Origin of the sequence: Bauldia sp. (assembly GCF_965232525.1) — a bacterium.
GTDB lineage: Bacteria > Pseudomonadota > Alphaproteobacteria > Rhizobiales > Kaistiaceae > Bauldia.
Map to the genome: position 1 here is coordinate 3,675,781 of NZ_OZ246980.1, position 21,900 is coordinate 3,697,680.

Genomic DNA, 21,900 nt, shown 5'->3' on the forward strand with positions numbered 1-21,900 from the left:
ACATGTCAGCTTCGTTCCTGTGGGTAGCGGTGTCGGAATCGCGGCGATATCCGGCAATCGACGGCCGGACGTATCACAAACACCGGCAGCGCGCCAAGGACCGCCCCTGGCGCGCCGGCCGCTGCGTACGAAAAGGAAACTTAGAGCTGAGTGCCGGCTTGTGAAGCGTACTGCTCCAAACCGTCGAGACCGTAGATGTCATTACGGAAGTGCACGACGCCGTCGGTCATCGACCAAGCGGTGAAATAGGTCCAGTGGACCGGGACCGATCTCTTCAATCGCAGGTCGAGACGCTCGCCGTTCCGGTACATTTCGTCGATCTGCCCGCGGCCCCAGCCCTCGTTGTCGCGCAGGAGCCAAGTGATCAGCTCCCGAACGTTCTGGACCCGAACACAGCCTGAAGAGTCGAATCGGTACTCCTCGTTGAACAGCCCCTTGGCCGGCGTATCGTGCATGTAGACGCCGTCCTTGTTGTGGAAATTGATCCGCACTTGGCCGAGCGAATTGAAGTCACCCGGATCCTGCCGAAACATGTAGTTGGTCGCTTCGTCCGAATACCAGTTGACCTGGCTTGAGTGCAGCTCGTTTCCACCGGGGTCGTAGATGCGGATCCGGTACTCGTCGAGGTAATCCGGATCGCTCTGCATCTTTGGGATCAGGTCGCGGCGGATGATGCTCGCCGGAACCGTCCAGAACGGGTTGAAATTCACCTCGTGGATAGCGCTCGACAGGATCGGCGACGGCCGATCGACCTTGCCGACCACCGCTGTGTGACGCTGGGCGACAAACCCATTCTCCACCGCCTCGATCTGCGCGGCGGGGATATTCACCATCACGAACTTCTCGCTGAGCTTGCTGGTCAGCATCTTGATGCGAGTGAGGTTCGTGGCGAGTTGATTGAGCCGGACGGTCGCCGGCACGTTGAGCGCCGCGAAGGTCGAGTTGCCGACGATGCCGTCGGCCGGAATGCCGTGCCGGGCCTGGAACCGCTTGACCGCCGCGTCGACATAGGAGTCGAAGGCATTGGACACGCCGAGCGATGCGTCAAGGTCGCCGGAAACGATCAGTCGCTGCCGTAGCGCCGCCACGGCCGGACCGCTGGCGCCGATGCGAAGCACCTGCTCGGCCGGCACCATTGGCCACCCGCCCCTGGCAACGATCTCGGAGTATTGTTCGATCGCGCGTCCGACGGCGTCGACAGTGGCCGCGGAAAGGATCGGCGCGTTAGTCCGCACCTCCGGTGCACTGACCACACCGGAATCGAAACCGTCCGACCACTCGGCCGCCCGTTGCTGCAGAACCTGCTGGATCGGATCCTGCGCCGCGGCGGCTTCCGAGAACACACCGAACCCAAAAACAACAGCGCACGCCGTTGTGCCGACAGACCTGGTAACGCGTTTGTTAAGTCGCATTGATCGCTTTCACCCACCCAACACCGTCATCCGGTGGCTCAGACGCCGCTATCCAGCAGCCTGGCCCGACGCTGGCACCGCCACCGAAACCGAGGTTTCGCCTCGTTTCGCGAGCGTTGCCGCCACTTCCGGCGTCCAATCTAGCCGCTATAGACTTTTCTGCGGGTTAATATGGCACTTTCGTGTCTGGAGTCGACTGCGAACATGCGTCGACGTCGACCGTTGCCATCCTGCCACTTGGCCGGCGGGGAACAGTGCGAGAGTGCCGCCAGCGCCGCCACAACGCGCGGCAGCCATGTCGATCAGAGGCGATAGAGAATTTGGTCGGTCCAGAACCGCTCCAGGCGCTGCAGCGACTGGTTCAGGGAGCGGAAGTCCTCTGGCGCGATGCCGCCGATCTGGTGGATCGACCGGATGTGTCGATCGTAGAGATCGTTGACGATATCGGCCACCTCCTGCCCCTTCTCAGTCAGGCTCACCCGCACCGAGCGCCGATCCATCCGCGAGCGGCGGTGGTGGATATAGCCCATCTCGACCAGCTTCTTCAGATTGTAGGACACGTTCGAGCCGAGATAATAGCCGCGGGTCCGCAGTTCACCGGCAGTCAATTCCGACTCACCGATATTGAAGAGAAGCAGAGCTTGGACCGCATTGACGTCCGATCGATCGGATCGTTCGAATTCGTCCTTGATGACGTCAAGTAGGCGGCGATGCAGCCGTTCGACCAGGGTCAGAGCCTCAAGGTAAAGCGGCTTGATGTCGGTGTTGTCCACCGGTGTCGACGCGGCCTCCGACACCTTCTTCAGGTTTGCCATTTCGTACGCCTCGCTTTTGTCCCGGTGGGTTCAGCCCTCCTGGGTTATCGGCGAGGTTACGAGGCGGCGCTGAAAAACCGCTTAAACATCAAACTTAATGGGGGCTTACCGAGAAGATTTGGATTCGAATGATCAACGAATCCTGAATCTCGATATATCTCAATGGATTAGGACCAGATTCCGGATCAGTGAGCCGCTTCCCGGCGCTCCAAAACGTACAGCACGAGGTAGCCGCCGAGGGTGACTAGGTGAAACATGATGATCGGAAGGTCGTTCCCGAAAGTGTCCGCAAAAACCGTATGCATGGCGACTTCGGCCAGCGCGGCGTAGATCCAAACGACGTTGCCCCAGGCGACCCGCTGCCATAGGCCGACGGCCGCGACCAGATCGACCACGGCCAGATGCATGGTCGCAACTTTCCAATCGGTCGGCATGGCATCAAAGCTGCCGAACGGCCCATCGAGGACGCCGACGATCACCGCCCAATGGCGCAATCCGAGTCCCATCAGGATCAGGGCCATAACCCGACCGTAGATGGTCAGCGCCAACGCAAGCCGGCTCTCGGGCTGCTGACTTTCCGTCTGATTTTCTCTAAGCGTCATTGTGAAATCGACAAACGGCACCGGATATCGCGCCGGCTGGGTCTGAGGCTTACTACGGCCACCGCAGGGTGACCAGTGATCCCGCGCCGCGTCGGACGGTCGCTGATACGCGCGAAGAGGACTTCGTCATGACCAAGATAGGCACGCCGCCATCTGTCGATGAACTGGATATGGCGACCATCCTTCAGGGGCGCCGCCTGCGCCGGCCCCGGCAGGCGGATTGGTCGCGCCGGTTGGTGCGGGAGACCCGCCTGTCGGTGGACGATCTGATCTGGCCGATATTTCTTGTGGATGGCCAGGGCGTCCGCCAACCCGTGGAGTCGATGCCGGGCGTCGATCGGCTTTCCGTCGACGAAGCAGCGATCGCCGCCAAACACGCCGCTGATCTCGGCATCCCCGCAATCGCGCTGTTCCCCTACACCGATCCGAGCCTGCGCGACGAAGGCGCAACCGAGGCTCTGAACCCGGGCAATCTTGTCTGCGCCGCGTGTCGGGCGATCAAGGAGGCGACAACCGACGTCGGGGTCATCACCGATGTCGCCCTTGACCCCTACACCAGCCACGGCCAGGACGGGCTGATGGTCGGCGACGAGATCGTCAACGACCCATCGGTTGCCCATATGACCGTCCAGGCGATCCTCCACGCGGAAGCCGGTGCCGACGTTATCGCGCCGTCCGACATGATGGATGGCCGCGTCGGCGCGCTCCGGCAAGCGTTGGACGCCAAGGGCTACACCAACACTCAGATCATGGCCTATGCGGCGAAATATGCCTCGGCCTTCTACGGGCCGTTCCGCGACGCCGTCGGCTCTTCCGCCACGCTGAAGGGCGACAAGCGCACCTATCAGATGGATCCGGCCAACGGGGATGAAGCGTTGCGCGAAGTGGCGCTTGACGTGGCCGAGGGGGCCGACATGGTGATGGTCAAGCCTGGGATGCCCTATCTCGATGTTGTCCATCGGGTGAAGCAGAGCTTCAGCGTCCCGACCTTCGCGTATCAGGTGTCTGGCGAGTTTTCGATGATCCACGCTGCGGCGGCCAACGGCTGGACCGACCTCGAGCGCACGATGCTGGAAAGCCTGGTCGCATTCAAACGCGCTGGCGCCGACGGTATCCTCACCTATTTTGCGCCGGCGGCGGCGGAACGTCTCGCGCGCGGCACGTAACCCGCCGGCTTATCGAGAAACCGACAACGGCATGTTCCAGCGCTTGCGCATCGTCGCCGAGATGATCATTCTTGCGCCGGCTGGGGAACGACGATCCGGGGGAGACAAGGGATGAACGACGACACGTCGTCGATGCGATATGCCGCGTTCGATCCTGACGAGCACCCTGAGCTCTACGACGGGGTGCTGTCCAAACGGGTCGTGGCGTTCTTCATCGACGCCATTGTCGTCTTCGCTCTCATGATCCCCGCGGCACTGGTGGTTTTTATCGTCGGCTTCATCACGCTTGGAATTGGATGGGTCTTGTACGGCGCGCTATTCGCGATCGTCGCGCTGACCTACATCGGATTGACCCTCGGGGGGCCGAAGGCCGCGACGATCGGCATGCAGTTGACCGCCACCGAAATGCGAACCTGGAACGGCGGACGGCCGTTTCCCTTGCTGGCCATCATGCACGCCCTGATTTTCTGGTTCTCCATTGGACTCCTCACACCGCTGATCCTCCTTCTCGGCCTCTTCACCCGGCGGCGGCAATTGCTGCATGATGTCCTGCTCGGCACCTTGGTCCTGAATGCCGGGCCGCTTGACACGCTGGAAACGTGACGCTTGGCGCCTTGCAATACCGGTCGGCAATGCGATCCCGGGTTGGGCCTGCGGAGGTCTGCTTGATCATGAGCCGACAAGACCGATGACGGCGATTGACGTCATGATGTGGCTGACCTTCGCGATGATCGTCGCGATGGTCGTCGCCTTTGCTATGGAGCGATGGTCGATCGAACTGGTCTCCATCGCTTCGTTGGTCGCATGGCTGGTTCTGTTCTGGCTCGCGCCGATGATGCTCGACATCGACAGCCCGCTGCGGCCCGATGCGTTGCTTGCCGGATTCTCCAATCAGGCTCTGATCACGGTGCTGGCCATGCTGGTGATCGGCCAGGGACTGTTCCAGACCGACGCGCTCGAGCGGCCCACGGCCATCCTCGCCCGCTACGGTTCCAAGACCGGCATGGGCGCCGTCATCCTCATCCTGTTCGTGGTCATGGTGACCAGCGCCGTGGTCAACGACACGCCGGTCGTGGTGATGTTCCTGCCGATCATCTCGGCGATTGCCGCCGCCCGCGGCATCGCGACATCGAAGGTACTGATGCCGCTCAGCTTCGCCGCGTTACTTGGCGGCAAGACCACCCTGATCGGCACGTCGACCAACCTGTTGGCCGCGGGTGTCGCCGAACAGGCCGGCGGCCTGATGGTGAGCTTCTTCGAGTTCACCATTCCGGCGGCGATTATGGCCGTCTTCGGCTTCGCTTATGTAGCCCTGGTCCTGCCGCGCATCCTGCCGGCCCGGGCCGGCATGGCCGACCAGATGACCGGCGGCAGCGGCAAGCAGTTCATCGCCCAGATCGACGTGACCTACGGCCATCCCCTCGCCGGCATGGAGTCGGTCTCGGGCATGTTCCCGGCGTTGAAGGACATGACCGTGCGTCTGGTCCAGCGTGGCGAACATCCTTTCCTCCCGCCGTTCGAAAACCTGATGCTCCGGCCAGGTGACACGGTGATCGTCGCCGCCACGCGCCATGCGCTGACCCGTGCAATCTCGGAAGCGGCGGCCACGCCGGCATCGCGCGAATCCGGCGATTTTGAGGGTGAGACCCCGCCGGTAATGCCGACCAAGGACGTCACTCTGGCGGAAGCGGTCGTCGCCCCCGGCTCGCGCCTGATCGGCCGGACGATCGAGCAGGCGGCGATCCACCTGGAGACCGGCACCGTGGTGCTCGGCGTGGAGCGCCGGAGCCGCATGCCGCGCATGCCGCTGTCCGATATCCGCCTCGAAGCCGGCGACGTGCTGCTGGTCGGCGGCACGCGGGAGGCGATCGAGGGTCTCCGGCTCAATCGCGATCTGCTGCTTCTCGAGTGGTCAGCCGCGGATCTGCCGACCCGGCGCTATGCCAGACGCGCCTTGATCATCTTCGCCGCGATGGTCGTCTATGCGGCGAGTGGTATTGGCCCCATCGTTATCGGTGCTCTTGCCGGCGCCTTCGCGATGATCGCCTTCGGCTGTCTCAACATCCGCCAGGCGATGCGCGCCTTCGACCACCGCATTTTCCTGATGGTCGGCGCATCCCTTGCCGCCGCCGCGGCCCTGGAGGCGACCGGCGGCGCAATCTTCATCGCCAACGCAGCGCTAGATGCGGTGCTCGACTATCCGGTGAGCGTGACCCTGTCGGTCCTATTCCTGGTGGTGGCGGTACTCACCAACGTCCTCAGCAACAACGCCACTGCTGTGCTGTTCACGCCGATAGCGCTGCAGCTTGCGCTGAGGACCGGCAACGATCCGATGCCGTTCGTGGTCGCGGTGATCTTGGCGGCGAGTTGCGCCTTCGCCTCGCCCATCGGATATCAGACCAATCTCCTGGTGATGGGTCCTGGTCACTATCGTTTTCGTGATTATGTGATTGGCGGATCGCCGCTCGTTCTGTTGATGTGGGTGGTCTACACCTTCGTCGGCCCTTGGTATTATGGGCTGTGGTGACCCAACCGACGCGACCTGAATCCGGCATGACCCACCAGCCGACCGAAACGCCCCAGTTTTACCTGACCGCCCCGGCGCCCTGTCCGTATCTGGCCGGCCGGTCCGAGCGCAAGGTGTTCACCCATCTGGTGGGCGAACGGGCGGGTGCACTGAACGACCTGCTCACCCAGGGCGGATTCCGGCGCAGCCAGAACATCGCCTACCGGCCCGCGTGCGAGGGCTGCCGCGCATGCGTGTCGATTCGCTGCATCGTCGATGCCTTCACCCCAACCCGAAGCATGGCACGGGTGATGCGCCGCAATCGCGATCTGATCGGCGCCGGCGTCACCGCCAGCCCATCATCGGACCAGTACAATCTCTTCCGCCGCTATCTCGATTCGCGCCATGCCGAGGGCGGCATGTCCGACATGAGCGTGCTCGACTACGCCATGATGGTCGGCGAATCCTACGTCGACACCGAGGTAGTCGAGTATCGCTTCCGCGGACCGGATACCGCCATCACCGGTCATGGCGAAGGCCCGTTGATCGCTACCGCGCTGACCGACGTTCTCGCTGACGGCCTGTCGATGGTCTACTCGTTCTACGATCCGGACTATTCGGACCGGAGCCTCGGCACCTACATGATCCTCGACCATATCGGCCGCGCCCGGAAGATGGGACTGCCGTATGTGTATCTAGGCTACTGGGTCGAGGGATCGCCGAAGATGGACTACAAGCGCCGCTTCCGGCCCCAGGAACATCTGATGGCCCGCGGCTGGCTGCGGGTCGACTGACAGCGAGACGCCGTGGCCCCGGTGCTGGCACGAGACCTCAGCAATCAATCGTACGTCATTGATTTTTTTAAATTTACTACCGTTATAAGCGCTCGGCGACGCCCCGGATCAACGGAACGAAGCGCACGTCGGCGAGTGTCGATTCGTCGATTCCCGCCTCGGTACGGACGTATCGCTTGAGCTCCTGGATGCCCTCAGGCGGACCGATCGGCGCGACCAGGATGCCGTTGGTGCGCAGTTGCTCGAACAACACCTCCGGCACCGCGTCGCCCGCGGCGGTGATGATGATCTTGTCGAACGGCGCGTGCTCGGCCCAGCCCTCCATGCCATCGCCGACCAGGGTGCTGATGTTGTCGAGCCGCAGCGTCTTGAACCGCGATTCCGCAGTCCCCACCAGGGTCCTGAACCGGTCGATGGTGTAGACACGGCTGCAGAGCTTGGCGAGCACCGCGGCTTGATATCCGCTTCCCGTGCCCACCTCGAGCACCCGGTCCTCCGGCTCCAGATCGAGCGCGGCGGTCATCATGCCGACGACCACCGGCGCGGAGATCGTCTGGCCGCAGTCGATCGGCAGCGCTCGTTCGGCATAGGCCTCGCCCCGGGTTTCGGCCTCGACGAAGACGTCGCGCGGCACCGCTTCGATCGCCGAAAGGACTTTCTGATCAGTGATGCCGACCTGCCGGAGCCGCAGGAGCAGTTCGGCGATTTGAATCCGGCGCTCCTCGGTGTCCATCTCGGGCATCGATCAGTCGTCTCCGTTGAAGTGCTTACGCAACGGATCGGCCAGGTCGTAGGCGGTCATGTCTAGGCGCAATGGGGTCACCGAAATCGCGCCCTCCTTGAGCGCTTCCAGATCGGTCCCCGGCTTGATGTCCGGACTGGCGCGGCGATAGGCGAGCCAGTAATACGGATTGCCCCGGCCGTCGGTCCGCTCGTCGATGTGGAGCCCGTGGGTCAGCCGGCCCTGCGCCGTGATCATCAGCCCGGTGACCAGTTCCGGCGTCCGGTTGGGGAAGTTGATGTTGTAGAGCACGGCCGCGGGAAAACCGAACTCGACCAATCGGCGAATGATGTCCGGTGCATGCGCCTCCGAGGTCTCCCACGGTGTGTTACGAACACCATCTTCGAACGTATAGGCTTGGCTGAGCGCGATCGACCTGGCCCCCAGCAGCGTTCCCTCCATCGCCCCGGCTACGGTCCCGGAATAAGTCACGTCGTCAGCGATGTTCTGGCCGGAGTTGACGCCGGACAAAACCAGATCGGGCGGCGATCCGCCGAGCAGCCGCCGCACCCCCATGATCACACAGTCGGTCGGTGTGCCGCGGAGCGCATATTTCTGCTCCGACACCTGGCGCAGTCGCAACGGATCGTTCAGCGATAGCGAGTGCGATAGGCCGCTTTGATCCGTCTCGGGCGCCACCACCCACACATCGTCGGACAGCTCGGCGGCGATCCGCTCCAGCACCTCCAGTCCCGGAGCGTAGATGCCGTCGTCGTTGGTGACAAGAATGCGCATGGCCTCAGCCGATCCTTTCCCGGCCGCCCATGTAAGGCCGAAGGGCATCCGGTACCGTAATCGACCCATCCGGATTCTGGTAGTTCTCCATCACCGCGATCAGCGCCCGGCCGACGGCGACACCGGACCCGTTGAGGGTGTGGACCAGCCGAGTCCCCTTTCCTTCGTTCGGCCGATAGCGCGCCCTCATCCGCCGCGCCTGAAAGTCGCCGCAGACCGAGCAGGACGAAATCTCGCGGTATGTCGCCTGGCCCGGTAGCCACACCTCGATGTCGTAGGTCTTACGGGCGGCGAACCCCATGTCACCCGTGGAGAGCGTCATCACCCGGTAGTGCAGGTCGAGCCGTTGCATAACAGCCTCGGCACAGGCGAGCATGCGTTCGTGCTCGTCGGCCGATTGTTCGGGCGCGGTGATCGACACGAGTTCGACCTTGTCGAACTGATGCTGGCGCAGCATCCCGCGGGTGTCCTTGCCTGCCGCGCCCGCCTCGGACCGGAAACACGGCGTCAGCGCCGCAAAGCGCAGCGGCAGTTCGTCCTCGGTCAGGATCGACTCGCGCACCAGATTGGTGAGCGGCACCTCGGCGGTCGGGATCAGCCAGAGATCGTTCTGCCCGCCATCGGCCCCGCGGCTGACATGAAACATATCCTCCGCCGCCTTGGGCAACTGGCCGGTGCCAAACGGCACCTCGTCCCTGACCAACAGCGGCGGCTGCGTTTCCTCGTAGCCGTGCTCGTCCACATGCAGGTCGAGCATGAACTGGCCGAGCGCCCGTTCGAGCCGCGCCAGATCGCGGCGGAGAACGACAAAGCGCGAACCGGAGAGTTTGGCGGCGGTCTCGAAGTCCATTTGGCCGAGCGCCTCACCGAGGGCGAAATGCTCCTTGGCGTCGTTCAGGCCCGGCCGAGTTCCCCACCGCCGGTACTCGACATTGGCGGCTTCGTCGGGCCCGACCGGCACGCCCTCGGCGGGAACGTTCGGCAGCACCGCCAGCGCATCGTCCAGGGTCTGGTCCAGCGCCTTACCCTTTGCTTCAGCCTCCTGAAGGAACGTTTTGAGGTCCGCGACCTCGGCCATCAACCGCTGGGCGGTCTCCTCGTCGCCGCTGCCCTTCGCCTTGCCGATCGCCTTTGACGCGGTATTGCGCCGCGCCTGTACCTCCTCCAGCGCGACGATATGGGCGCGTCGCTCCTCGTCGAGTGCGACCAGTTCCGCGGCCGCCGGCGCAGCGCCGCGGTCGACCATCGCCCGGTCGAATGCTTCCGGGTTTTCGCTAATCCATCGAATGTCGTGCATGGGGGTATCGCCGGACGAGAAGAGGGCCGCTAGCAGGCTCGTTCAACCGACTCTGCTGCCGCAGCAGGAACGGCGCTGTCTTAGCGGGCTGGGACTCAGGAGGGAAGAGTGCCCTTGGCCAAGCCCCCCGCCCCTTACTCGGCCGCCTCCGCGGCTGCGCGCGCGGCGTCCGCCTCCTCGCGGCGGCGCTGGACGATGCGCACGGCGAAGATCGATCCCTCGTAGAGCAGGATCGTTGGGATCGCGAGACCGAACTGCGAGATGATGTCGGGCGGCGTCAGGATCGCGGCCGCGGCAAACGCGGCGACGATCGCGTAGCGACGGAACTTCTTCAGCGACTCGACGGTTACTACCCCGATCCGCGCCAACAGCGTCAGAACCACCGGAAGCTGAAACACGAAGCCGAACGCCAGGATCAGCGTCATGATCAGGCTGAGATATTCGTTGACCTTGGGTAAGAGCTCGATCGCCGCCTGGCCGTCGCCGCCTTCCTGCTCGAGGCCGAGGAAGAAACCAAGCGCCAGCGGCATGATGATGAAATAGACGACCGCGGCGCCGAGGATAAACAGCAGCGGGGTCGCCACGAGATAGGGAACGAAGGCGCCGCGCTCATGCTTGTAGAGGCCCGGCGCCACGAATTTGTAGATCTGAACGGCGATGACCGGGAAGGCGAAGAAGATCGCGCCGAACAGCGCCACCTTGATCTGAGTGATGAAGAATTCCTGTGGCGCCGTGTAGATCAGGCGCACCTCACGGGTCGGCCCCGCCGCCCATTCGTAAGGGATGACCAGCACGTTGTAGATGTCCTGGGCGAAGATGAAGCAGACAACGAACGCCGCGAGCACGGCAAGCATCGCGTGGATGAGCCGGCCGCGCAGCTCGATGATGTGCTCGATCAGTGGGGCACGGCTGGCCTCGACCTCATCGGCCGGCTCTTCGGCCTTGTCCGGCTTGGCCGTCTCTTCGCTCACGCTTTTGCGTTCCCGGAAGCGACACTGGGCGCGGTCGCGGGCTCCGGCTTGGCCGCAGCATCAGCCTTGGTCTCCGGCGCGGGCGGCGCGGCTTCCGTTTTCACCGGTGCCGACTCTGATGCAGTGGCGGATTCAGGTTCGGTCGGCTTGGCTGTTTCGCCGATCGCCTTCAGATCGCCCTTGATGCCGGCCTCGACCTTCCCGATCTCCTTGCGCACGCTGCCGACCGGATCGATCTTGCCGATGTTGGTGACCTGGTCCTTGACCGTATCGAGCTCGGCCTCGCGGATTGCTTCGTTGAACTGGCGCTGGAAGTCGCCGGCCATCCGCCGCGCCTTGCCGGTCCATTGACCGACCGCCCGAAGCGCGCGCGGCAAATCCTTCGGTCCGATCACGATGATCGCGACGACCGCGATAAACAGAAGCTCTGCCCAACTGATATCCAGCATAGTACCGCTGCGGCAGCCGATCCTGCCGCCGACCCGATCGCGTTATCGCGGTCAGGTCGTCTTGGTCTTCTCCGACGCCTGGGCGTCGACCGTCATCGCGGGCTTATCCTCGATCTTCTCAGGCTCGTCGTCATCGGCGAGGCCCTTCTTGAAGCTCTTCACGCCTTTGGCGACATCACCCATCAGATCGGAGATCTTGCCGCGACCGAAGAGAAGAATCACCACAGCGGCAACAATCAGAAGTTGCCAGAGACTCAAACCACCCATTGGTTCACTCCACCTGTTCTCTCCGCCGACTATCGCAGACCGGCGGCCCGCCCGCAATCAATCCCCACTCCGATTTAGGTTGAGTGGGGGCCCAAAGCAAACTTTGCCGCCTGACCGAGGGCCCACGGAGACCCGAAAACGGCGCCGAAGCCTTATACTGGCCCGTCGTTTGTGGCCAACTCGGCCTCGTCCAGCGGGTCTTCGTCCTCGGTCAGCGCGTCATCCGAGTGCGGCTCCGGCATCTCGAAATCCGACGGCACCCGACTGTCGAGCAGCCCGGCGGCCTTCAGTTCGTCGACCCCCGGCAGGTCGCCGACGCCTTCGAGACCGAAATGGGAGAGGAAAGCGTCGCTGGTGCCGTAGGTCACCGGACGCCCGGGCGACCGGCGACGGCCGCGCAGGCGAATCCAGCCGGTCTCCAGCAGCAGGTCGAGGGTCCCCTTCGATGTCGCGACACCCCGGATCGCCTCGATCTCGGCGCGGGTCACCGGCTGGTGATAGGCAATGATCGCCAGCGTCTCCATCGCTGCCCGCGACAGTTTCTTCTGCTCGACCGCGTGGCGCGAGAGGAGAAACGAGAGGTCGGCGGCGGTCCGCATCGACCACTTGCCGGCAACCTGAACCAGATTGACGCCGCGGTCGGCATAAACCTGTTTTAGTTCATCCAACAGCCCCGCAATGTCCGCGCCCGCGGGCAGCCGGCCCGCGATCTCGTCGGCGGACAGAGGCTCGGCCGAAGCGAACAGGAGAGCCTCGGCCATGCGCCGCGCCTGGCGGCGCTCCTCGGGCGATTGGCCCTCCGCGAAGGCGTCGTTGTCGACGGCGATGGTGACGACGGGATTGGGATTAGCCATGGTCGGCCTCCGTAGGTACGGGTGCGATCGGCTTGTGATCGCGGATGTAGAGCGGTGCGAACGGCTCGGTCTGGCGCATCTCGATGCGCCCTTCGCGGACAAGCTCAAGGCTCGCCCCGAATGAGCTCGCGGTGACCGTCGCGCGATCCTCAGGGTTGAGATAGGGCGACAGAAACGTGTCGAGCGGCGCCCAATCGGCGAGCGACCCGATCATCCCACTGAGGATGTCCTTGGCTTCCTGCAACGACCAGACTTTGCGGCGCCGGACATGGACCACCGCAATCGCCTGCTCCTGCCGGCGCGCGGCATAGGCGGACAAGAGATCATATAGCGTCGCCGAATACTCGCTGTACTTGACGACCGACACCGGTTCCGGCGCGCCGCGGGCGAACACGTCGCGGCCGAGGCGATCGCGATTGGCGAGCCGCGCCGCGGCGTCGCGCATCGCCTCGAGCCGCTGCAGGCGAAATGCCAGCTCCGCTGCCATCTCCTCGCCGCTCGGCTCGTCGGTCTCGGGTTCGGGGAGCAGCAGTCGCGATTTGAGGTAGGCGAGCCACGCCGCCATCACCAGGTAATCGGCGGCGACCTCCAGCCGCAGTTTGCGCACTTCTTCGATGAACGCCAGATACTGCTCGGCCAGCGCCAGGATCGAAATCCGGGTGATGTCGACTTTCTGGGTGCGGGCCAGCGCCAGCAGAAGGTCGAGCGGCCCCTCGAAACCGTCGACATCGACCACCAGAGCCGGCTCGGCGCCCGAGCGCTCGATCGGCTGAAAAGTCTCCCACATCTCGGACTGGTCGGTGGCCATGGTCAGGATGCCTCCGCCCAGCCGACCGACGCGACGAGCGCCAAAAGTTCCTCCCGCCCGGCATCGGGGTCGAAATCCGTCGGTGGACGGATCGACGCCAGCAACCGCGTCGCGCGCTCGGCAGATCGACCGCCGAGTTCGGGGGCAACCTCGGCGACCGCCCGCACCTCGTCCATCCGCCCGTTGCAGTGGAGCACTATGTCGCAGCCCGCGTCGTGGATCGCTGTTGCGCGTTCGCTGTAGCTTCCCGCCAGCGCGTTCATCGAAATGTCGTCACTCATCAGCAATCCGTCGAAACCGATTCGCTGGCGAATAATATCGCGGATCATCACCGAAGAGGTGGTTGCCGGTTGTGTCGGATCGACTGCGGTGTAGACGATATGCGCGGTCATCGCCGCCGGCAGGTCGGCCAGCGCGACGAACGGCGGGAAGTCGGTGTCGACGAGTCGGTCGAGCGGGGCATCGACAATCGGCAGGCCGATGTGGCTGTCGGACACCGCGCGGCCCTGGCCAGGACTGTGCTTCACCACCGGACAGACACCGCCGGCGATCAGCCCGTCAGCCATGGCGCGACCGAGGCTGGTGACAAGGCCCGGATCGCTACCGAAAGACCGATCGCCGATCGCCTCGCTGGCACCGGCCGCGATCACGTCGAGCACTGGGGCGCAGTCGATGGTGATCCCGAGCGGTGCGAGATCGCCGGCGATCAGCCGCCCCTGCAGCCAGGCGGCGCGAATGCCGCGTTCTGCATCGTCCTCCGCAACCCGTCCGATCGATCGGCAGGCGGGATAGTCCGGCCAATAGGGCGGCTTCAGGCGGCGTACCCGGCCGCCCTCCTGATCGATCAGGACCGGTGCATCAGCTCGCTGAACGGCCGCCCGAAACCCTTCGACGAGCGCAGCGACCTGCTCAGGCGCCTCGCAGTTACGCTGAAAGAGGATCAGCCCCCAGGGCTGTTCGGCCGCAAAGAACGCTCGTTCCTCGGCCGTGAGTCGAAGACCGCTGCAGCCGGATATGAAGGCTTTCGCCGCCATGGCCCCCGTGCGTCGGATCAGCGCGCCAGCAAACAGTCACCGCCGGCAGCCTTGAGATCGTCGCAGAGCCGCGCGGCATCGCTATCGGAGAACGGTCCGATCCGGACGCGGTAATAAATGCCGCGGTCGCCGAGATCGGCACGAATGATCGCTGCCTGATACGGCCCGAGGATCCCGGGGTACCGGGCCTGGAGTTCGCGATAGGTGGACCGGGCCGCCTCCTCGGTCCGCTGGGCCGAGACCTGGACCAGCACGCCACCGGTGCCGGCCGCGGGTCCAGCCGGCACGGTGCCTGCGGCAAGATCGATCGGGCCGCCATTAGTGTTTGCCGGCGGTTCGGGTGCTGGCGCCGGGGCCGAGGCCTCCGGCTGTGGCGTCGGCAGCGGCGCCGGCTCGGGCGCTGGGGCCGGTAACGTGTTCGCCGGCGTCTCGGTCACCACCGTGGTTTCCGCGACAACCGCCTCGGTTTCGGCCGCCGCCGACCCGACTTCACTGGGCGCCAAAGCCAGCGCCCGATCGGGATCGGTGACCCCGAGCGGATCGGGATCGACCGCGACGTCCTGCCCCTCCAGCACCGCGTCCATCTCGGTGCGCGCATCGGCGACCACCGTGTCGAGGCTTTCTTCGATCGGCGGAGCGGGTGTAGCTTCGGTCGCGTCGGCCGCGCCTTCCTCGACCGCCTCGCTGCTGACGATGGTCCCGTCCGGTCGAACCACGACCGTCCGAACCTTCCGTGGAGTGTGCACATCATCGGCAACGACAGCCGGCGCTTCGTTCGCGCCGCCGCTGCCATCACCTGCATCGGTGATCGGGCCATCGACGCCCGGCCCGCCAGGGACGATGACCCGCGCGATCGGATTGTCGGCAAGCGCCGGATCCTCGGAGGGAACCTCGGCAATTGGATCGTCCCGCGTGACAAGGGTCGTCTCGGCCCCGGAGTCACCCTCATCGACGCGATCGTAGATCAGCTTGCCCTGCTGCTCCTCATCGGTGGCGCCGGTCTCTTCGGGGAACACCTTGGCTGGCGACGTATCGGCGGTGATCACCGGCGGAGGCGCGTCGCTGCTCGTACCCCCGCTCATCAGATAGGCACCCGCCGCGCCGGCGGCCGCGACGACAAGGATGACCGCGATGATCGCCACGGCCCGGCCCGACCGGCGCCGCTTGAGATTGGCGAGTTCCTCCTCGGGAAACGGAGGCAACTCGTCCTCCGGCGTGAAGCTCGCCGTGTCGAGATCGTCCAGAGAGAAGTCCTCGAGGAAGTCCGCGTCGCCAGGCGGCGGCATGTCGGGCATCGGCCGAGCGACATCACGGGCCTCGCCGCGATTGGCAAGTTGTCGGGACGGTTCGGCGCGTACCCGGCCGGCCGGCCGTGGCGCAAGGCGGCTCCCTCGATCACCGATCCGCCTCGCCGGACGTTCGGTTTCAGTCGCAGGCGCCGCCTCTGTCGGGTCCGAGGGCGCTTCCGGCGAAGCATCGGGACGCGAAGGCCTGAGCTGCAGGCGTGAAAAGTCGGAGCGCCGGCTGAGTTGCTCGGGCGCGCGTCGTGCGGAGCGCGGCGGTTCGGGTGGCTGCGATGGTGTCGGGGCGCCAACATCGGACGCCGGGCTGCGCAACGCCGTTGGTGGTGGCGTGGTCGCCTCCTGAGGCAACTGCGGCTCCGGCGCAACTGGCTCCGGCGCGGCCGATGCTGCCACGGGAGGCTCGGCCGTTGGAGGCTCGGGCGGCACAGGCGGTGCCGCAGCGGCCGGCGGTGGCGCCGGGGTGAGATCAGGTGCCTGGAGCTCCGCGAGCACATCCTCGACAGTCAGAAGCGGGTCTTCCGGTGTGGGTGAAAGGGGCTCGGAAACGTCCGCATCCGGCGCCGGCGGCACAAACTCGGAGGTCGTCTGAAAATCCTCTGGGGGGATCGTATCCGCCGGATGCGAAGCCGCCGGCGGCTCGATCTCAGCCTCCGGAGTGGCATGCTCTTGATCCGCCGGCGCCGGATCGGCGAGCGGCTCGCCCAGGGCAGCGAACGAAGCTTGAAGGTCGTTAAGGAGTTCGGATTCCAGATCGGCGGTCAGGTCGCCATCGGCCGTAGTCTCGGGCGCCGGAACGTCCGTTGGCTCTTCTGGCGGCTGATCGAAGCCGGCCCGACCCGTCACCATACGCGCCAGTTCCGCGAGCGGATCGTCCCCATCGGTCGAGGCTGCCGGCTTACGTTCGCCGGGCGGGCGCACAGGTACTTTTGGATCGTAACGATCGGGCATCGAATTCAGCTTTCACTTCCGCGGTTCAGCGGGTCGCTCGTCCCCTAGCGACGTCAACGCATTTCCTCAGGCGCGCGCACACCAAGAATAGCGAGCCCTGACGACAACACCAGATTAATGGCATGAACAAGAGCGAGGCGCGCCAACGTCGACTCTGAGTCCGTTTGGTTAATAAAACGCAATTGCGGCAACTCCTTGCCCCTGTTCCAGTGGGCGTGGAAGTCCGAAGCCAGCTCATGAAGGTAGAACGCGATTCGGTGCGGCTCGCGCGCTTCGGCCGACGCCTCGACGACCCGCGGATATTCCGCCAGCCGGCGAACCAGCGCGATCTCGCCCTCGTCGACGAGCGCTGACAGATCGGCGCCCGCGAGAGCCGTCGGCGATGCGTCGAGGTCCGGCACCTCGCTGGACGCCTGCCGGAATACCGAACAGGTCCGCGCATAGGCGTACTGGACGTAGAAAACCGGATTGTCCTTCGATTGTTCGGTGACCGTGTCAAAGTCGAAGTCGAGTTGCGCGTCGTTCTTGCGGAACACCATCATAAACCGGATAGGGTCCGGCCCGACTTCATCCACTAGATCACGAACCGTGACAAAGTCACCGGCCCGCTTGGACATTTTGATCTGTTCGCCGCCCTGCATCAGCCGCACGATCTGGACCAGCTTGATCTCGAAATCGACGTCATCGCCGCCGACCGCGCGAACCGCGGCGCTGATCCGCTTCACGTAGCCGCCATGGTCGGCGCCGACCACATCGATCATGTGTTGGAAGCCGCGCCGTAGTTTGTCGGCGTGATAGGCGATGTCCGCAGCCAGGTAAGTGGGACTGCCGTCCGACTTCTTGAGCGGCCGATCGATGTCATCACCGAACTCGGTCGCGCGGAACAGAGTCTGCTCCCGGTCTTCCCAATCGTCCGGCAACTTGCCCTTCGGCGGCGGCAGCCGGCCCTGATAGACCAAACCGCGCTCGGCGAGCCCCGCGATCGCCGTCTCGATGGCGTTCGGGTCGCCGGTCGTCAGCGACCGCTCGGAGAAGAACACCTCGTGGCTTATCGAGAGGGTCGCCAGGTCGTCGCGGATAATCGCCATCATCGCGTCGATGGTGGCCGCACGGACAATGGGTAGCCACGCCGGCTCGGCCATGTCCCGAAGCGTCTCGCCATACTCAGCGGCAAGCGCCGCGCCGACCGGCTTCAGATAATCGCCAGGGTAAAGTCCCTCGGGAATAGCGCCGATCACCTCGCCCAGCGCCTCGCGATACCGCAGGTAGACCGACCGCGCCAGGACATCGACCTGGGCGCCGGCATCGTTGATGTAGTATTCGCGCGTCACCGCATATCCGGCCGCGTCGAGCAGGTTGGCGAGCGCGTCGCCGACCACCGCCCCGCGGCAGTGGCCGATGTGCATCGGCCCGGTCGGATTGGCCGAAACGTACTCCACATTGACCTTCTCGCCGGCTCCGATCTCGGACCGGCCAAAGGCCTTGCCGGCGGCGAGCAGGGCGGCGAGCGTCCCATGCCAATAGGCGTCGGTCAGCCGCAGGTTGATGAAGCCCGGTCCGGCGACGTCGACCGTCTCGATGTCTGGGTCGTCGGCAAGCGCCGCCGCCAGCCGCTCTGCGAGTTCTCGCGGCTTCGCCCGCAGCGGTTTGGCGAGTACCATCGCGGCATTGGACGCCAGATCACCGTGGTCAGGATCGCGCGGCGGTTCGACCACGAGGCGGCTGGTGTCGAGATCGGCCATGCCCGCGTCCGCGGCGATTGATTGAGCGGCGGCCGTCAACCGACGCGTGAAGTCTTTGAAGATGGTCATGGGCCAGCTTGTCCGGATTGCCGGGGCGCCTAGCCCATATCGAGGGTCGGGTCAAACGGACGCCGGCCAACGGCACGAGAAAGCCCCTAACCATCGGCCTTATTTCGCCGTGAGGTCAACGGCCGGCGGACCCAAGCCCGACCTCGCTAACGAAAGAACCTCCGCATGAAATGGCCAGGACCGCCCGTCCGAACAAACACGTCAACGTGCAGCCGGATGGCCTCCCTCGCCTGAAACTTGCCGATCCGGTCGATCCCGGCCTCCAGCAGATCGGTCCTAAAGACGTAGGCGTCGGAGCGCCCACCGCCGTCGACGGTTCTCGCACTGCCATTGTGCTTATCACCGACCCGCTCACCGTTGAGGATATCGTCGCAGGCGTTGTTCTTCAGGAGACCACCGCCGCTGAGGCCCTCGAGCCCCCCGCAGTCCGCTCCACCAACGGTCGTATCGTTGCAGAACGCTTGCTTGAAGACCGTGAGGCCACCACCCCTGGCCAGGACATCGAGCAGCATGGCAACGCCAGTATTCATGTCATCGAAACGGAAGAAAACATCGTCATTCTGGCGAAGCTCGATGCTATCAATGCGGCCTTTCTTAAGAGTGCCGTCCTCTCGGTACTCAAGGCTGCTTCCCCGGATGACGACGAGAACGTCGTTGCCGAGATCGAGTTTGTGAGTCTTGCCAGTTGACTTGATAACGATGCCGTCGAAAAGCCCAGCGAGATCGATGCTCTCGAAGTAAGAAGAAATGTCGGCGCCAATCCGTAACTCTGCCATGCCTTGTCTCCAACGAATGTCGCGCGGGCACGCGCTGACTACCGACGAGCGCGCGCCCGCGCCGTCAGCGACAGTGTTAAGCCTCGTAATTTGCGTCCCCCGGCATCGACCGAGTGCTGGCGCACCCGTTGCCGCCGTGCCGCGGTGGAGAGAGAACACGCAAAAGAAAGGGACTATTCGCGGGATACAGACGTTGCCTAATGTTTCAGCACAAACGTCTCGCCGACCTTGGGAACAATCGCTTCCACGCCGCGACCGCCCGCCGCAAGGAACCGGCTCTTCTGCTCGGTCGGCGCCTCTTCGCTGAGCGGAAACGTACCCCAATGAATGCCGATCGCGGTCGGCGCACCCATGATGCGGGCAATCTCGGCCGCCTCGTCGGGGTCGACGTGGAACGGCGCCTGGAACCAGCGCGGCGACCAGGCGCCGATCGGGACCAGGGCAACGTCCACCGCTCCTGACCGGCGCCGCATCTCTTCGAAGATCGAACCGAAGCCCGTGTCGCCGGCGAAATAGACCGCGTCGGAGTTGTCGCGCAGAATCCAGCCAGCCCACAGCATGGAGTCGCCGACATATGGCGGACGGCGGACGCCGTGGATCGCCGGCACCGCCTCAATCGCGAGATCGTCATGGTGGCGGGTTTCGTACCAATCCATCTCGGTCACGTTTCGGAAGCCGGAGAGGCGTACGAGATTGCCGACACCGAGAGGCACGTAGACCGCGGCGTTCGGATGGCGGTTGGCAAGCCGCCTGAGCGACGGGATGTCGAGATGATCGTGGTCAGCGTGGGAGATAACGATGACATCGATCGGCGGCAGCTCGTCGATGCCGGGTGCGGCCGGCGCATGGCGCAGGACGCGAAGCGGTCCGGCGCCGACGGTATGCATGAACACGGGGTCGGTCAGCACCCACTGGCCGCCGATGCGGATGAGGGTGGTGGCATGGCCGATCCACGTGACCGCCAGCGATGCGTTCGCTGCCCGCTCCAGACCGGCGCGCACCTGGTCGGGCGGAAGCACATGGTTCTCCGGAAGATCATACGCATCGGGGAACAGACCGTTCAGCATCTGGTGCGCGTGATCGGCCCAGTCGTTCGCGGTCGCTACCGGCTCGACGAACGAACCGATATTGCGGAAGCGACCATCAGTATAGTGATCGCCCGGTGGCGGCCCCTGATAGGTGGCGACGCAGCCGGCCGCCAGCAGGGCCAGGCCGAAAGCCCAACCCCGCAGAAGCGCCATGCGCCCTGATGCCGACTTCGGTGCTGACGCCATACCTCCGCCCCACTCCCGTCGCCGAACAGGCTAAGGGCTTAGACGAACATTGCCTACCCCGACGAGGAGCCGTCCTGGAGCTGACGATACGCATTGGTGGCGTAGCGGTCGGTCATCCCGGCGAGAAAGTCGGCGACCCGGCGCGCGGCCGTAGCCTCATCCGCGTTCGCCGATGGGCGCCACGCCTGCGGCATCGTCTCCGGCCGGGCGCGGTAGATGTCAAACAGGCCGCGAACCAGCGCCTCGGCTTCGGTCATCACGTCCATGACCGAGGCCGACCGATAAACATGAGCGTACAGATGAGCCTTGATCGCCCGTTCCGATTCCCGCATAGCCGGCGAGAAGGCGATCACCGCGTCACCGGCGTCGCGAACGCCGTCAGCCGACGCAGGCCCCAACGCATCCAGCCGCTGCAACGACGCGGTAATCACATCCTCGATCATCGTCGTGATCAGTCGCCGCGTCAGTTCGTGAACGGCACGCTCCCGGGCCAGCCCCGGATACTCCCTGGCGATATCAGCCAGCAACTGCCCGGGTAGCGCCAGGTCGGCCAGCCCGTCGAGCGACAGCAGCCCGGCCCGCAGCCCATCGTCAATGTCGTGAGCGTCGTAGGCGATGTCATCGGCGATCGCCGCGGCCTGTGCCTCGGCGCTCGGCCAACTCGACAAGCGAAGATCCAAACCGCTGGTAATCTCCCCGATCGTGTCCGCGAAGTCAGTGTTGTCGGCCGCGTCTCGGCTGACCGGCCCGTTGTGTTTGACCAGGCCCTCGAGCGTTTCCCAGGTAAGGTTCAGGCCGTCGAAGCGCGGATAGCGTCGCTCCAGCCGGATCACCACGCGCAGCGCTTGGATGTTGTGGTCGAAGCCGCCATAAGCCGCCATCGCCGCGTTCAGCGCCCGCTCGCCGGCGTGGCCGAACGGTGTGTGGCCGAGATCGTGGGCCAACGCCACGGCTTCGGCGAGGTCTTCGTCGAGGCGCAGCGCCCGCGCCAGGGCCCGGGCGATCTGGGCGACCTCCAGGGTGTGAGTCAGGCGGGTACGATAGTGGTCGCCCTCGTCGACCAGGAAGACCTGGGTCTTCTCCCGCAGGCGCCGGAAGGCGGTGGAGTGGACGATCCGGTCCCGGTCGCGCTGAAAATCGGTGCGGGTCGGACTTTGCGGCTCCGGATAGACCCGGCCGCGGCTCTGGCGCGGATCGGCGGCGAAGACGGCGCGCTCGGCCCGGCCAAAACCGATGCGTTCGCTGATGTTGGTCAAGGTCGGCCGCCCCCGGACGATTGACACCGGATACGGTGCT

General features: G+C 64.8%; 21 protein-coding genes. 5 read left to right on the forward strand and 16 right to left on the reverse strand.

What is annotated here, in order from left to right; translation table 11 throughout:
- Window positions 1–140: 140 nt before the first annotated feature.
- The 3 genes from ACO076_RS17445 to ACO076_RS17455 all read right to left on the reverse strand — a co-directional run bounded on the left by ACO076_RS17445 (window position 141) and on the right by ACO076_RS17455 (window position 2,829).
- A complete protein-coding gene (locus tag ACO076_RS17445; protein WP_421724089.1) occupies window positions 141–1,412 on the reverse strand; it encodes a L,D-transpeptidase family protein in 1,272 nt (423 codons plus the stop codon).
- A 302-nt stretch (window positions 1,413–1,714) separates the two neighbouring features.
- On the reverse strand, window positions 1,715–2,227 hold the full coding sequence (gene ldtR / locus ACO076_RS17450) for a transcriptional regulator LdtR (RefSeq protein WP_421724090.1): 513 nt from the start codon (window positions 2,225–2,227) through the stop codon (window positions 1,715–1,717).
- A gap of 185 nt (window positions 2,228–2,412) precedes the next feature.
- On the reverse strand, window positions 2,413–2,829 hold the full coding sequence (locus ACO076_RS17455) for a DUF6163 family protein (RefSeq protein ID WP_421724091.1): 417 nt from the start codon (window positions 2,827–2,829) through the stop codon (window positions 2,413–2,415).
- A gap of 128 nt (window positions 2,830–2,957) precedes the next feature.
- On the opposite strand from ACO076_RS17455, the gene hemB reads away from it, so the two are divergent.
- From hemB to ACO076_RS17475, 4 genes are all read left to right on the forward strand, one after another.
- Entirely contained in the window at window positions 2,958–3,995 is a 1,038-nt protein-coding gene (gene hemB / locus ACO076_RS17460; protein ID WP_421724092.1) for a porphobilinogen synthase, read from the forward strand.
- A gap of 111 nt (window positions 3,996–4,106) precedes the next feature.
- Complete coding sequence (locus ACO076_RS17465) at window positions 4,107–4,598, forward strand: RDD family protein (RefSeq protein ID WP_421724093.1); 492 nt, start codon at window positions 4,107–4,109, stop codon at window positions 4,596–4,598.
- 85 nt (window positions 4,599–4,683) lie between these two features.
- Window positions 4,684–6,522: an SLC13 family permease gene (locus tag ACO076_RS17470; protein ID WP_421724094.1), complete on the forward strand. Its 1,839-nt coding sequence runs from the start codon at window positions 4,684–4,686 to the stop codon at window positions 6,520–6,522.
- Between the two features lie 26 nt (window positions 6,523–6,548).
- On the forward strand, window positions 6,549–7,295 hold the full coding sequence (locus ACO076_RS17475) for an arginyltransferase (RefSeq protein ID WP_421724095.1): 747 nt from the start codon (window positions 6,549–6,551) through the stop codon (window positions 7,293–7,295).
- 82 nt (window positions 7,296–7,377) lie between these two features.
- Here ACO076_RS17475 and ACO076_RS17480 read toward each other — a convergent pair whose 3' ends face one another.
- The 11 genes from ACO076_RS17480 to argS form a co-directional block, all read right to left on the reverse strand.
- Complete coding sequence (locus ACO076_RS17480; protein ID WP_421724096.1) at window positions 7,378–8,037, reverse strand: protein-L-isoaspartate(D-aspartate) O-methyltransferase; 660 nt, start codon at window positions 8,035–8,037, stop codon at window positions 7,378–7,380.
- 3 nt (window positions 8,038–8,040) lie between these two features.
- The gene (gene surE / locus ACO076_RS17485) at window positions 8,041–8,811 is read right to left on the reverse strand and encodes a 5'/3'-nucleotidase SurE (RefSeq protein WP_421724097.1); all 771 of its coding nucleotides are present in this window, start codon (window positions 8,809–8,811) and stop codon (window positions 8,041–8,043) included.
- 4 nt (window positions 8,812–8,815) lie between these two features.
- Window positions 8,816–10,108, reverse strand: a complete 1,293-nt coding sequence (gene serS, locus ACO076_RS17490; protein ID WP_421724098.1) for a serine--tRNA ligase — start codon at window positions 10,106–10,108, stop codon at window positions 8,816–8,818.
- Window positions 10,109–10,242: 134 nt separating this feature from the next.
- Window positions 10,243–11,079: a twin-arginine translocase subunit TatC gene (gene tatC, locus ACO076_RS17495; RefSeq protein ID WP_421724099.1), complete on the reverse strand. Its 837-nt coding sequence runs from the start codon at window positions 11,077–11,079 to the stop codon at window positions 10,243–10,245.
- Window positions 11,076–11,528, reverse strand: coding sequence for a Sec-independent protein translocase protein TatB (gene tatB, locus ACO076_RS17500; RefSeq protein WP_421724100.1), 453 nt, complete (start codon window positions 11,526–11,528; stop codon window positions 11,076–11,078). The genes tatC and tatB overlap by 4 nt, the downstream gene beginning before the upstream one ends.
- 51 nt (window positions 11,529–11,579) lie before the next feature.
- Window positions 11,580–11,795 (reverse strand): twin-arginine translocase TatA/TatE family subunit, encoded by a 216-nt coding sequence (locus ACO076_RS17505; RefSeq protein ID WP_421724101.1) that lies wholly within the window; start codon window positions 11,793–11,795, stop codon window positions 11,580–11,582.
- A 152-nt stretch (window positions 11,796–11,947) separates the two neighbouring features.
- Window positions 11,948–12,649: an SMC-Scp complex subunit ScpB gene (gene scpB / locus ACO076_RS17510; RefSeq protein WP_421724102.1), complete on the reverse strand. Its 702-nt coding sequence runs from the start codon at window positions 12,647–12,649 to the stop codon at window positions 11,948–11,950.
- Entirely contained in the window at window positions 12,642–13,457 is an 816-nt protein-coding gene (locus ACO076_RS17515) for a segregation and condensation protein A (protein WP_421724103.1), read from the reverse strand. Before ACO076_RS17515 ends, scpB begins: the two co-directional genes overlap by 8 nt.
- Before the next feature lie 2 nt (window positions 13,458–13,459).
- On the reverse strand, window positions 13,460–14,491 hold the full coding sequence (gene nagZ, locus ACO076_RS17520; protein WP_421724104.1) for a beta-N-acetylhexosaminidase: 1,032 nt from the start codon (window positions 14,489–14,491) through the stop codon (window positions 13,460–13,462).
- Window positions 14,492–14,508: 17 nt separating this feature from the next.
- Window positions 14,509–16,743 (reverse strand): SPOR domain-containing protein, encoded by a 2,235-nt coding sequence (locus tag ACO076_RS17525; RefSeq protein ID WP_421724105.1) that lies wholly within the window; start codon window positions 16,741–16,743, stop codon window positions 14,509–14,511.
- Window positions 16,744–16,796: 53 nt separating this feature from the next.
- The gene (gene argS, locus ACO076_RS17530; RefSeq protein ID WP_421724106.1) at window positions 16,797–18,554 is read right to left on the reverse strand and encodes an arginine--tRNA ligase; all 1,758 of its coding nucleotides are present in this window, start codon (window positions 18,552–18,554) and stop codon (window positions 16,797–16,799) included.
- A 170-nt stretch (window positions 18,555–18,724) separates the two neighbouring features.
- Between argS and ACO076_RS17535 the strand changes: the two genes are divergently transcribed.
- A complete protein-coding gene (locus ACO076_RS17535; RefSeq protein WP_421724107.1) occupies window positions 18,725–19,243 on the forward strand; it encodes a hypothetical protein in 519 nt (172 codons plus the stop codon).
- A 284-nt stretch (window positions 19,244–19,527) separates the two neighbouring features.
- Here the strand turns inward: ACO076_RS17535 and ACO076_RS17540 are convergent, their stop codons facing one another.
- Both ACO076_RS17540 and ACO076_RS17545 read right to left on the reverse strand, forming a co-directional pair.
- Window positions 19,528–20,604 carry an MBL fold metallo-hydrolase gene (locus tag ACO076_RS17540; protein WP_421724108.1) on the reverse strand — a complete coding sequence of 359 codons (1,077 nt, stop codon included), beginning with the start codon at window positions 20,602–20,604 and terminating at the stop codon, window positions 19,528–19,530.
- 53 nt (window positions 20,605–20,657) lie between these two features.
- Window positions 20,658–21,860 carry a deoxyguanosinetriphosphate triphosphohydrolase gene (locus tag ACO076_RS17545; protein ID WP_421724109.1) on the reverse strand — a complete coding sequence of 401 codons (1,203 nt, stop codon included), beginning with the start codon at window positions 21,858–21,860 and terminating at the stop codon, window positions 20,658–20,660.
- Window positions 21,861–21,900 lie beyond the last annotated feature (40 nt).

What these genes read in the sequence shown, in the direction of transcription:
- ACO076_RS17445 (WP_421724089.1), bottom strand. Translation starts at nt 1,412, where the DNA reads ATGCGACTTAACAAACGCGTTACCAGGTCTGTCGGCACAACGGCGTGC.
- ldtR (WP_421724090.1), bottom strand. Translation starts at nt 2,227, where the DNA reads ATGGCAAACCTGAAGAAGGTGTCGGAGGCCGCGTCGACACCGGTGGAC.
- ACO076_RS17455 (WP_421724091.1), bottom strand. Translation starts at nt 2,829, where the DNA reads ATGACGCTTAGAGAAAATCAGACGGAAAGTCAGCAGCCCGAGAGCCGG.
- hemB (WP_421724092.1), top strand. Translation starts at nt 2,958, where the DNA reads ATGACCAAGATAGGCACGCCGCCATCTGTCGATGAACTGGATATGGCG.
- ACO076_RS17465 (WP_421724093.1), top strand. Translation starts at nt 4,107, where the DNA reads ATGAACGACGACACGTCGTCGATGCGATATGCCGCGTTCGATCCTGAC.
- ACO076_RS17470 (WP_421724094.1), top strand. Translation starts at nt 4,684, where the DNA reads ATGACGGCGATTGACGTCATGATGTGGCTGACCTTCGCGATGATCGTC.
- ACO076_RS17475 (WP_421724095.1), top strand. Translation starts at nt 6,549, where the DNA reads ATGACCCACCAGCCGACCGAAACGCCCCAGTTTTACCTGACCGCCCCG.
- ACO076_RS17480 (WP_421724096.1), bottom strand. Translation starts at nt 8,037, where the DNA reads ATGCCCGAGATGGACACCGAGGAGCGCCGGATTCAAATCGCCGAACTG.
- surE (WP_421724097.1), bottom strand. Translation starts at nt 8,811, where the DNA reads ATGCGCATTCTTGTCACCAACGACGACGGCATCTACGCTCCGGGACTG.
- serS (WP_421724098.1), bottom strand. Translation starts at nt 10,108, where the DNA reads ATGCACGACATTCGATGGATTAGCGAAAACCCGGAAGCATTCGACCGG.
- tatB (WP_421724100.1), bottom strand. Translation starts at nt 11,528, where the DNA reads ATGCTGGATATCAGTTGGGCAGAGCTTCTGTTTATCGCGGTCGTCGCG.
- ACO076_RS17505 (WP_421724101.1), bottom strand. Translation starts at nt 11,795, where the DNA reads ATGGGTGGTTTGAGTCTCTGGCAACTTCTGATTGTTGCCGCTGTGGTG.
- scpB (WP_421724102.1), bottom strand. Translation starts at nt 12,649, where the DNA reads ATGGCTAATCCCAATCCCGTCGTCACCATCGCCGTCGACAACGACGCC.
- ACO076_RS17515 (WP_421724103.1), bottom strand. Translation starts at nt 13,457, where the DNA reads ATGGCCACCGACCAGTCCGAGATGTGGGAGACTTTTCAGCCGATCGAG.
- nagZ (WP_421724104.1), bottom strand. Translation starts at nt 14,491, where the DNA reads ATGGCGGCGAAAGCCTTCATATCCGGCTGCAGCGGTCTTCGACTCACG.
- ACO076_RS17525 (WP_421724105.1), bottom strand. Translation starts at nt 16,743, where the DNA reads ATGCCCGATCGTTACGATCCAAAAGTACCTGTGCGCCCGCCCGGCGAA.
- argS (WP_421724106.1), bottom strand. Translation starts at nt 18,554, where the DNA reads ATGACCATCTTCAAAGACTTCACGCGTCGGTTGACGGCCGCCGCTCAA.
- ACO076_RS17535 (WP_421724107.1), top strand. Translation starts at nt 18,725, where the DNA reads ATGGCCAGGACCGCCCGTCCGAACAAACACGTCAACGTGCAGCCGGAT.
- ACO076_RS17540 (WP_421724108.1), bottom strand. Translation starts at nt 20,604, where the DNA reads ATGGCGTCAGCACCGAAGTCGGCATCAGGGCGCATGGCGCTTCTGCGG.